Source organism: Parabacteroides sp. AF18-52, from assembly GCF_003479145.1.
GTDB lineage: Bacteria > Bacteroidota > Bacteroidia > Bacteroidales > Tannerellaceae > Parabacteroides > Parabacteroides faecis.
In genome coordinates, this window is the sequence record NZ_QUGR01000011.1 from 125763 (window position 1) to 137497 (window position 11735).

Genomic DNA, 11735 nt, shown 5'->3' on the forward strand with positions numbered 1-11735 from the left:
AATAGAATATGAAAAGTTTAAAATTATTGATAATATTAGCCGTTAGCGGATTATTTTCCTTCACGTCCTGCATTAATGATTTTCTGGACAGGAAACCGCTGGATGTCATATCCGACGATAATGTCTGGTCGAGTGAAAGCGCCATCCAGGCGTATATGGCCGGGATGTATGAAAAAGTATTTGTCGAACCTCATGGCTGGCTGATCAACTGGGGTACTCTGGGCCATTATACGGACGAATCCATGCGTAGTTATTCATGGGGACATCCGTATACACCAACCTTCTCCAACAGCTTTATGAGCAACGACCAGAGTGATAACAACCTTTGGGGAAGCGCTTACAAAGATATCCGCATAGTCAACGAGTTCTTCCAGAAAATTCCGGATGCGAACATTGCGGAAGACCTGAAAACCCGTTATATCGCAGAAGGACATTTCATCCGTGCTTTCTACTATTTCTCCCTGGTGAAACGTTTCGGCGGTGTTCCGCTGATCAAAGAAGTGCAGGAGTATACCGGAGGAAACATCGACGAATTAAAGGTAGCCAGAAACACGGAGGAAGAGACCTGGAACTTCATCGCAGAAGAATGTGACCTGGCAATTGCCGGCCTGCCTGAAAGCTATGCTGCGACAGATCAGTTCCGTGCCACCAAGTATGCTGCAGCCGCTTTGAAATCACGCGCAATGTTATATGCCGGTTCGATCAGCAAATATGGGAACCTTCAGCTGAACGGACTGGTGGGTATCCCAGCCGACAAGGCAAATTCATTCTTCGAAAAGTCTATGGCGGCATCCGAAATGATCATTCAGTCGGGACAGTTCTCGTTGTATGAAAAAAATGACGACAAAGCGGCCAATTACCAGAATCTGTTCCTGGATAAGACCTTACACGAGGAAGCGATCTATGTAAAAGCATATGCTGTTCCGGATAAGGGACATAATTTCGATTATGCGATGGCAGCTCCTTCGTTCAAAATCGACTGGGGAACCAATACCAGTCCGACACTGGAATTAGTGGAAGCCTACGAATATACGGACGGCACACCGGGTGCTCTGAAAACAGAAGATGCCAGCGGAAATCCTATTTTCTATGACAATGCCGACGATATCTTTAAAGATAAAGATCCCCGTTTCTTTGCTTCTGTATTATATCCGAACTGTCCCTGGCAAAACAACGTGTTGGAGATCAGACGCGGTATAATCGGTAGTGACGGTGTAAAGGTCGAAGCAACGGCTTTCGCCGACAAATTCCCGGAAGATCCCAGCCTGACAACCAGTGGAAAGGATGGCCTGGTGATGCAGGGAGACTGTAGCCGTACCGGTTTTTACATTAAGAAATTCATGGATCCGAACAACCGGGTGGAACAAGATCGCTCGGAAACGAACTTCATGGTATTCCGCTATGCGGAAACGCTGTTGAATTATGCTGAAGCGGCAGTCGAACTAGGTAAGGGCAGTCAGGCATTGCCCCGGTTGAACGAAGTGAGGAAACGTGCCGGTATCAAAGAGAAGTCAGGTATCACGATCGAAGACGTGCGTCACGAACGCCAGGTCGAACTGGCTTTCGAGAATCTGAGATTCTGGGATCTGGTACGCTGGAGAACTGCGACCAAAGTGATGAACAACACCATGTTCTCCGCCCTGATCCCCTGGATGGATTATAAGACCCGCAAATATACATTCGAGAAAGGTCCGAACACCATGCAGTTGCCTAAAACATTCCTGGATAAAAACTATTATCAACCGATACCAGAAGTCGAGAAGAACGATTTGTTAGTTCAGAATCCTGGTTTTTAATTATCAAAACAGATACATATGCGAAAAATAATATTTTTAGCAGTAGTCCTTTGCGGATTAATCAGTTTCCAGGGGTGCAGCCTGGACAACTACGACGAACCGACAGCCTCACTCACAGGAGCGTTGGTGGATGCAGAAACGAATGAGAATGTACCTTGCCAGTATCAGAACGGATCCCGTATCCGTATCTATGAGTTTTATAACGGGAATTGGGCAAACCAGCCGAACGATTTCTATACGAAACAAGACGGGACGTTTACCAATAATGCTATTTTCCCGGGGAAATACCAAATCGTAGCCGAGGGGCCGTTTGAGACTCCGGAAAAAGTAGAAATAGAAATCAGCGGTACCCAGACGCTGGAGATGAAAGTAACCCCTTTCCTGCGTGTTTCAGCCAATGCAACAGCTTCTGGAACAACTGTTAAAATGACGGCAACAGTAAAACACACTTCCAGCAAAAGAGTGATAAAGGCGGTAGAATTTTACTGTGGAAAAACTCAGTATGTAGATAAAAACACTTATACGGGCAAAGTAGAAGCCCAACTAAGTGAAATGACGGACGATCAAATCGCTTCTTCTACATTACAAGCTGAATTTACAGGCCTGCAAAGCGGGAAAACTTATTACTTCCGGGCAGGTGCTTTAGGAGAAAACTCCGGTAATTATTACAATTACAGCACTGTTATAGAAGTGAAAATTCCGTAATACTATCCTTACAGAACACAGATGGCACTTTTATCTATGCCATCTGTGTTCATAATACATATCGGCTCAAACATGACAAACAGATATAAAAATACATTGGGATTACTTTTCAGCTTGTTATTGCCTCTTGTGATACTGTTTCTTGCCGAATCAGGATTACGATGGGGCGGATACGGGATCGATCTGGATCATTTGTTCCTCACGACACCCGACGGGCAATATCTGTACATGAATAAAGAGATCAGTAAGCGTTATTTTACAGCCTCACAGGCAACCACTGGAAATATCGAATTCTTCAAAAAAAAGAAAGATGCCAATACCATACGTATGTTTGTTCTGGGAGAATCTGCCGCCCTCGGTTTTCCTTATCCAAACAATATTTCTTTCCAGCGAATGCTGAAATATGAATTGCAGAAAAATAATCCTTCAAAAAACATCGAGATCATCAATCTTTCCCTGACGGCAATCAACTCCTACACATTCTATGACTTCGGAAAAGAACTGGCAAAATACGAACCGGATGCGATCCTCATCTACGGAGGACACAATGAATATTACGGTGCATTGGGTGTAGGATCGACAAATACGTTCGGTAACAATCCGACAACCGTACGAATGATCATCCGCTTGCGCCAGACACGGCTGGTCCAGTTATTGGAGCGGATCACCCATTCATTCAGAAGTCGCAGCATCGATAAAGAGTCTGACAATCTGATGAAGTATGTAGTTAAAAACCAACTGATAAAATATCAAAGTCCGCTTTTTTACAAGGGTATCGACCAGTTCAGACGTAATATGGAGGACCTTATGTCTGTTTTCCATGAAGAGATTATTCCGGTATTCTGCTCTACCGTAGGGACGAATCTGAAAGACCAATATCCTTTCAGGAGTATCTTGTCGGAAAAGACCGATTCCACATTTTACCGGGAACAGTTACAGGCTGCCCGACTCTCTGTCGGTCAAGGAGAGATCACAACGGCTGATTCCATCCTGACCCTCCTTTACAACCAGGATCCTGCCTATGCTGACTGTTCCTATCTTCTGGGGAAGGTAAAACTGGCATTGGGGGAAAAAGAAAAGGCTTACAGCTATTTCAACGATGCGAAACAAAAAGACGGATTACGTTTCCGGGCACCGGATGAAATAAACGAAACGATCGACCGGCTAGCCGGTACATTCAACAATATACATAAAGTAGATGCAGAAGCCACTTTCAAAGCAGAATCTCCGGATCATATCCCCGGTTATAAACTGTTGCTGGAACATGTGCATCCGACCATAGAAGGACACAGGCTGATCGCAAAATGTTTTTTACGGGAATTGAACGGAGCCGGATTTTTCCGGGAGAAAAAGATGAACGAATATGTCGTTACCGGAGAAAGCCTGTCGACTTTTCCGGTCCTGGAATTCGACTCACTGGCCGGAGCATATTCCTGCGCCCGCCTGAAACAAGGGTTCCCGTTCTTCGAAACAGGAAACGATACGATACAGGCTGAAACACCGGTTGAAAAGATGGCGATGCAATATGTCCGTGAGAAAAACTGGTATAAGTCGATGGAAACCCTCTATAAATATGCCGTATCGGTAAAAGATTACCCGCTGGCTCTCGACCTGATGAGGGTACGCATACTGGACAATGAATATGATCCGGCCTTTTATTCGTCAGCGGGGGATATTTGTACCGTGATGCATCGGTATGAAGAGGCACTGGAATATTACCGGAAAAGTTTTACTCTGCATAACACATTTCCATGTGCAAAAGAAATCATATCAGTCGCCTTACGCCTCGACAAGCCGGAGACTGCTGTCCAATATATGGAATATGCAATAGCCAACAATCAAAGCTCCATGAATTTCCGGACGCTAAAAAATCATTGCATCGAGATCATCCGGTATAAAAAATTACTGGAAACAACTCCGTCGGATGAGATATACCGGAAAATCAGGGAAATCTATTTACAAATAGGAAATACGGAGGCTGCTGCTCTGTATCCGGATCGAAAACTGACCAGATAGAGGAACAAAAGCAAATGTATATATTAGGAATATCAGCATATTATCACGATTCGGCCGCTGCTTTGTTAAAAGATGGTGAAGTTGTCGCCGCTGCACAGGAAGAGCGTTTTTCCCGGATAAAGAACGATCCCTCTTTTCCCCGCAGGGCAATTCTTTTTTGTCTGCAAGAAGCCGGAATTGCTTTATCAGCAATCGATATCGTCGTATTTTATGACAAGCCGTTCATGAAATTCGAACGTATCCTGGAAACCTTCTACCGACATGCTCCGCTGGGATTCAAGCCTTTCCTGAAAGGTATTCCCATATGGATCAAAGAGAAAATGTTTTTCAAACAGATGTTGAGAAAAGAACTGCGTACACTCGGTCGATATGACGAAACACATACCCGGTTACTTTTCACGGAACATCATCTGGCACATGCGGCTTCCGCATTCTTTGCCTCTCCATATGAAAAAGCAGCGATCCTGACGGTCGACGGAGTCGGCGAATGGGCCACCTTATCTTTGTCGCTGGGAAAAGGAAATAAGATCGAAGTACTGAAAGAGATGCATTTCCCGGATTCAATCGGATTGTTTTACTCTGCTTTTACCTATTACTTGGGATTTCGTGTAAACTCAGGAGAATACAAATTAATGGGATTAGCCCCATACGGAGACCGGTCCTCAGAAACGACATTACGGTTTGCCGAACTGATAAAAGAACGCCTGGTACGTATCCACCCGGATGGTTCGATCACTTTGAACCAAGCTTATTTCAATTATCAGACAGGCTTGACAATGGTCAAAAGCCGGAAATGGGAAAAGTTATTCGGTTTTCCCCGACGGAAACCGGAAACCGATCTTCTGCCGGCGCATTGCAGCCTGGCTTGTGCAGCACAGATCGTCACCGAAGAGATCTTGTTGAAACTGGTTCATGAAGCCCGGAAAGAGACCTCGGCCACCGCCTTATGCCTGGCAGGAGGAGTTGCCCTGAATTGCGTTGCAAACGGTAGAATCATAAAAGAAAAAGTATTCGACCAGCTCTTTATCCAACCGGCTGCCGGAGACTCCGGGGGCGCCTTGGGGGCTGCATTGGCTGCGTATTATATTCATGCCGGTAAAGAACGCACCTGCCGCCAACCGGACCGAATGAAAGGGGCGCTACTCGGACCCGCTTATACCGATGCTGAGATCCGGGAACTGGCTGAGGAGGAAAATGTACCGTTCCGATCCTTCGACAACCGGAGAGAACTTTGCCGCCATACCGCCCGCCTGTTAGCGCGGGGAAACTGTATCGGCTGGTTTCAGGGACGAATGGAATTTGGTCCGCGGGCATTGGGAAACCGGAGTATTTTAGCCGATCCCCGCTATCCGGAGATGCAGCAAAGAGTCAATCTGAAAATAAAATTCAGGGAAAGCTTCCGTCCGTTTGCCCCGGCGATATTAAAAGAAGAGGCGGCTTCTTATTTTGATTGTCCGGTGTGCTCCGACTATATGTTGCTGACAGCAGAGATAAGAGACTGCTACAAAAAAGAACTTCCGCCCGGATATGCAGACCTGGAAATCACGGAAAAAAGGAGAATTGCCAAATCCGATTATCCATCGATCACACATGTCGATTACTCCTCCAGGTTACAAACGGTAGACCGGGAGACGAATCCGCTATTCTGGTCTTTGCTGACAGCTTTCAAAGAGCAAACCGGATGTCCGATGCTGATCAACACAAGTTTTAATGTCCGGGGCGAACCGATCGTTTGCTCTCCGGCAGATGCCTTCCGTTGTTTCATGACAACGGATATGGATTATCTGGTAATGGAAAATATAATCTTCGATAAAAAACAATGCAAAACATAATATGGAATTTCTAAAAGATCTATGGGGATTTTTCCGTGAACGAAAAAAATGGTGGCTGATGCCTCTGATCGTTCTGTTGTTACTGATCGGACTGTTATTGCTGGCAACCGGTAATACGGTACTGGCTCCTTTTATTTATGCCTTATTCTAAAAGACTGCAAAATGACTCTGTTTCAAAAAATAAAAGATCCGGTTATTCGCGTATGGAGCAAGTTCGGTTTATTGCTGAACCGGCTCTTTACGCCCCTGATTCTGGGATGTATTTATTTTATCGTTCTTACACCGGTCGCTTTGTTGTATCGTTTAACAAACAGAAAGAAACCGGCGGACAGCACTTCTTTTATCGGACGCAATAAGACATTCACTGCTAAAGACTTTGAAAATCCATGGTAAATAAACGATTATACATGAAACTTCTATCAAAATACAGGGCCGGTATCCTGTTCCTGTTCATAGCTGTTTTCTTCTGTTTCTTCTATAACTACCATCTGTTATATGTCGAACAACTACAGTTGTTCCGCTTCACGGAACTGTATTTTCAATCGCTGATCGGCAAACCCGGGGGAGCAGCTGATTATCTGGGGGCATTTTTCACCCAATTTTATGCCTGGAACTATGCCGGAGGTCTGTTACTCACATTCGCTTTATTACTTTTATTCTCCCTACAAAAGCGTATTGTCCGTAGCTGGGAACTGAAAGCCACGGATACCTTCTTATTGATTCCACCGGTTATATGCGCTCTGTTTTTTATGGATATAAATGCCCGGTTCGGAGGTTTGGCTGCAGTTCTGATCGCTATGGGACTTGCCTGGGGTGTCTCCTGCTTCGCTAAGAGGTGGCTGCGTTATGCCGCAGCTTTACTGCTGGTCCCCGTCATATACGGAAGTACGGGAGGTGGCCTGGTAGTTTATACGTCGCTGCTAGTCGTTCACGAACTACTGCGAGGCGGCAGAAACAGCTGTTTTCTGACGGTACTTTTATTATTATCATTAGTATTTCCTTTGTACGTAAGACAATACCTGATCCCGCTATCCTGGAACGATACCTGGTTCGGCACCGCTTTTTACCAGGGGAATAACAGTCCTGTTCTTATTTGGTATATTCTCTTTTCTCCGGCATTGAGCAGCCTCCTCGCAATATGGGGCAGCCGGATGACCGCCAAGTCTAAATATGCAGACCGGATTTCCGCCTTACTTGCCTGTTGTATTATCGGAGGTAGCGGAATCCTTATCTGCAGCAAAAGGGACCAAAGTGAAGAGATGCTTTATACACTCGATCACTTGTTCAAAAAAAGGGAGTGGAAAGAAATAGTCCGGATCGCCAGCGAACATCCCTACCGGAATCCCGTCTTTGTTTCATACGTCAATCTGGCTTTACTGAACCAGGGAGAATTGCCCGACCAAATGATGAGTTTCTCACAACGGGCGAATATAAACGAGTTCTGGACTTCCAGTTATCTCCCTATGTTCCTGACCGGTGAGACATATTATTATCTGGACATGTATGACGGAGCTCGTGCCTACCTCTACATGGCTAACACCCAATCACCTTCGGGACAATCTCCTTATATGTTCCAGCGACTGGCAGAACTGGAGATTATACGCGGGAACTCCAAATCCGGAATGAAGTATATACATGCCTTAAAACAGACCTTACGTTACCGGAATTGGGCCAAAGAGATGGAGCAAGCCGTTTTGTCCGGAAAGTACCCGGAGCATTTACGGATACCGATGGCACAATATAAAGAAAACGATTCGTTCCTGGCAAAAGAAATGCTCTACAACGTGGCATGCAAACACAGGGAGGACCCGGAGAATCCTAAAGTCCGTGATTTCCTGTTGGCCAAATATATCCTGGCGAATGATTACAAAGGATTTATCCATTGCATAGCGAACCTTCCCCATGGGACCGGCAGACCGTTTCCCCGTTCTTACCAGGAGTTTTTACTTATGTATGCTTATATGTTACGCGACAATACACTGATCGGCAAATGGAATATATCCCAGGACGTCGTCACTGATTTTTACCGTTACCTGCAAATCAACCAGTCCGGACAACCCCCGGAGGTGATCAAAAAGCAGTTAAGCGGAAATTTCCGGCAGTCGTATTGGTTTTACGTACAGTACACGAACGAATTTTAATCCTCAAGAAAATGAAAATCCAAATACATATCCGCCCGGTTATATCGATCCTACTCTTTTGGAGTGCATTGGCACTAAGTTGTTCCGAAAGACTTTCGGAGGCACGGTCCTCCGAGGATTGTCCGCCTATTTTCCCGGATTATAAAGAGATTACGGTTCCTGTCAATATTGCACCGTTGAATTTCCGCCTGGAACCCGGAGGAAAATGCAAGGTGCTGTTTTCGGCCAGGGATTACCAGTTCACCCTATCGGTCTCCGATTACGTGAACATCCCGTTAACAAAATGGCGCCACCTGCTAGAGCAGGCTCAGGGGGATAAGGTGACGGTAACTATTTATACTCCGGATCAGGACGGCTGGATAGCCCATCGCCCGTTTCATTGGTACATCTCCCCCGATCCGATAGACAGTCATCTCGTTTACCGGTTGATAGAACCGACTTACGCCAACTGGAATGAAATGGGAATCTATCAGCGGGAACTTTCTTCTTTTTCAGAAAAAGAGATCATTGCCAATGATAAAACGGGACATAACTGCATGAACTGCCATTCCTTCAATCAGGGAGATCCGGATCAAATGGTCCTTCATATGCGAAAGATCAATCCGGGTACTATCCTGATAAAAGACGGATCGGTCGTCAAACTGGAAACCAAAACCGAGTATACGATTTCCAATTTTGTATACCCGTACTGGCATCCTTCCGGAAAAGATATCGCATTTTCTACCAATAACACTCAAATGTCTTTTTTTGAAGCGAACAGTAAACTGATAGAAGTGTACGACCTGTATTCAGATATCGTACTCTACGATACAGACAAAAATGAAGTCTATACCAGCCCGTTATTATCCGACAAGGAGCAGTTAGAGAATTTCCCGGTTTTCTCTCCCGATGGGAAAAAACTTTATTTCTGCAGTTGTCCGCGTGTGGACAGTCTGCCCCAGGATTTCGACCGTGTGAAATACCGGCTATGCAGCATCGATTTCGATGTCGACCGGCAAGAGTTCGCTTCGAAAGTCGACACGCTGGTAGACCTGGTTTCCGAAGGGAAAGGAGTTTCACTACCGAGTATATCGCCCGACGGACGCTATATTCTTTGCAGCGTTGCCTCCAGCGGCTGTTTCCTGAGCTGGGATAAAGAATCGGATCTGTACCTGTATGACACCCGCACAAAAAGTTTTAAGCCTGCAAAAGCGCTGAATACGGATTATTCGGAAAGCTATACCAACTGGTCGTCCAACAGCCGGTGGATCGTTTTCAGCAGCCGCCGACTGGACGGTGTATATAACCGCCCTTTTATCGCCTATATCGGAGAGAACGGGGAAATAGGCAAACCATTTCTTCTTCCCCAGAAGGATCCGGATTTCTATCAAGACTTATTCAAAGCCTATAACCTTCCGCAACTCGTGAAAGGCGCAGTGAAAGTGAATCCCCATGAAATAGCAGAAACGGCAAAATCGGCCGTATCCGGACAAGTCAAATTTCGTAAAGACGGCCATGTTCCTTCCGCTTCCGGCAAGTCCGGGAATAAAAGCGAGGTGAACTAACGGATTGTCTTATACATTCCGGGTAAGCTATAAAATCCTAAACCATGAACAGTTGTTGACATATTTCAGTTATATTTGCAGACTGGAACAGATAAGTAATCAATAAAATGATGAATAAAGCATTACAAAGAATGGGAGAATATGTCATCTTGATGGGAAAATCCTTGTCGATCCCTGACAGATGGAGCATGTTCTTCAAACAATTGATAAAAGAAATATATAAGCTGGGGGTAGATTCGCTTTGGATCGTAATTATCATCTCCGTTTTTATCGGTACGGTTATCGCCATCCAGATATCGTTGAATATCAGCTCTCCGCTGATTCCTAAATTTACGATCGGATATACGACCCGTGAAATTATCCTGCTGGAGTTTTCATCCTCTATCATGTGTCTGATTCTTGCCGGTAAGGTCGGGAGTAACATTGCATCCGAGATCGGTACGATGCGGGTAACAGAACAGATCGATGCGATGGAGATCATGGGCGTCAACTCCGCCAACTTCCTGATCATGCCGAAAATCGCAGGGCTGATGATTTTTATTCCCGTACTGGTTATTTTCAGTATGTTCACGGGGATACTGGGAGGTATAGCGGCCAGCCATTCGACAGGAACGGGTATGACACCGGCTTCCTTCGAATATGGATTGCAATTTTATTTCAATGAATTTTATATCTGGTATTCTATTATAAAATCGGTAGTTTACGCCTTCATCATCTCATCGATAGCCGCTTATTTCGGTTACTATGTGAAAGGAGGAGCACTCGAAGTCGGTAAAGCGAGTACGAATGCTGTCGTAATGAGCAGCATCATGATCCTGCTGGCAGACGTAATAATGACCCATTTAATGCTTACGTAAAAAATGATAGAAGTAAAAAACATAACGAAATCATTTGAAGGCCGTAAAGTGTTGAACGATATCAGCGCAGTCTTTGAAACAGGGAAGACCAACCTGATCATCGGACGAAGCGGTTCGGGTAAAACGGTTCTGATCAAAAATATTATCGGCCTGATGAAACCTGATTCGGGCGAGATTCTGTATGACGGACGGGACCTTACTTCAATGAACAAACAGGAGTTGAACATGCTCCGCCGGGAAATGGGAATGCTGTTCCAGGGATCTGCCTTGTTTGACAGTATGACCGTTCTTGAAAATGTGATGTTCCCGCTCAATATGTTCTCGAAAGAGTCTTATAAAGATAGAGAAAAAAGGGCCATGTTCTGCCTGGAACGTGTCAATCTTGAGGAAGCTGAACATTTATACCCGTCCGAGATCAGCGGTGGTATGATGAAACGTGCTGCCATTGCCCGCGCGATCGCTTTGAATCCGAAGTATTTGTTCTGTGATGAACCGAACTCGGGCCTGGATCCTAAAACATCGTTGCTGATAGACGATCTGATCCACGATATCACTACCGAATACCAGATGACGACCGTTATCAATACCCACGACATGAACTCCGTTATGAATATCGGAGAAAACATCATCTTTATCAAGGAAGGTGTAAAAGAATGGCAGGGAACGAAAGACCAGGTCATCACCTCGAATAATAAAGCATTGAACGACTTTATTTTTGCGTCCGATCTGTTCCGGAAAGTGAAAGAAGTAGAGATGAAGCAGGAAGAAGGATAATAAAAGAGGATGTTAGTACTAACATCCTCTTTTGCAATAAACTATATAATAATTAAAAACACACTTCTAT

The 11735-nt window shown here is 45.1% G+C and carries 10 protein-coding genes; all 10 read left to right on the forward strand.

Going from position 1 to position 11735, the window contains the following annotated elements; translation table 11 throughout:
• The first annotated feature begins 8 nt into the window (after window positions 1-8).
• The 10 genes from DWX23_RS17645 to DWX23_RS17685 all read left to right on the forward strand — a co-directional run bounded on the left by DWX23_RS17645 (window position 9) and on the right by DWX23_RS17685 (window position 11665).
• Window positions 9-1796 carry a RagB/SusD family nutrient uptake outer membrane protein gene (locus tag DWX23_RS17645; protein ID WP_122375425.1) on the forward strand — a complete coding sequence of 596 codons (1788 nt, stop codon included), beginning with the start codon at window positions 9-11 and terminating at the stop codon, window positions 1794-1796.
• An 18-nt stretch (window positions 1797-1814) separates the two neighbouring features.
• Window positions 1815-2501, forward strand: coding sequence for a DUF3823 domain-containing protein (locus DWX23_RS17650; protein WP_122375426.1), 687 nt, complete (start codon window positions 1815-1817; stop codon window positions 2499-2501).
• A gap of 72 nt (window positions 2502-2573) precedes the next feature.
• A complete protein-coding gene (locus DWX23_RS17655; protein ID WP_147382552.1) occupies window positions 2574-4517 on the forward strand; it encodes an SGNH/GDSL hydrolase family protein in 1944 nt (647 codons plus the stop codon).
• A 14-nt stretch (window positions 4518-4531) separates the two neighbouring features.
• Window positions 4532-6349, forward strand: a complete 1818-nt coding sequence (locus DWX23_RS17660; RefSeq protein ID WP_122375428.1) for a carbamoyltransferase — start codon at window positions 4532-4534, stop codon at window positions 6347-6349.
• 1 nt (window position 6350) lies between these two features.
• Complete coding sequence (locus DWX23_RS25010) at window positions 6351-6500, forward strand: DUF5989 family protein (RefSeq protein WP_183672329.1); 150 nt, start codon at window positions 6351-6353, stop codon at window positions 6498-6500.
• A gap of 11 nt (window positions 6501-6511) precedes the next feature.
• Entirely contained in the window at window positions 6512-6742 is a 231-nt protein-coding gene (locus DWX23_RS17665; protein WP_122375429.1) for a hypothetical protein, read from the forward strand.
• Window positions 6743-6756: 14 nt separating this feature from the next.
• Window positions 6757-8490: a DUF6057 family protein gene (locus DWX23_RS17670; protein WP_122375430.1), complete on the forward strand. Its 1734-nt coding sequence runs from the start codon at window positions 6757-6759 to the stop codon at window positions 8488-8490.
• A gap of 11 nt (window positions 8491-8501) precedes the next feature.
• A complete protein-coding gene (locus DWX23_RS17675; RefSeq protein WP_122375431.1) occupies window positions 8502-10034 on the forward strand; it encodes a PD40 domain-containing protein in 1533 nt (510 codons plus the stop codon).
• A 110-nt stretch (window positions 10035-10144) separates the two neighbouring features.
• The gene (locus tag DWX23_RS17680) at window positions 10145-10891 is read left to right on the forward strand and encodes an ABC transporter permease (protein ID WP_122354290.1); all 747 of its coding nucleotides are present in this window, start codon (window positions 10145-10147) and stop codon (window positions 10889-10891) included.
• Between the two features lie 3 nt (window positions 10892-10894).
• On the forward strand, window positions 10895-11665 hold the full coding sequence (locus DWX23_RS17685; RefSeq protein ID WP_122354229.1) for an ABC transporter ATP-binding protein: 771 nt from the start codon (window positions 10895-10897) through the stop codon (window positions 11663-11665).
• Window positions 11666-11735 lie beyond the last annotated feature (70 nt).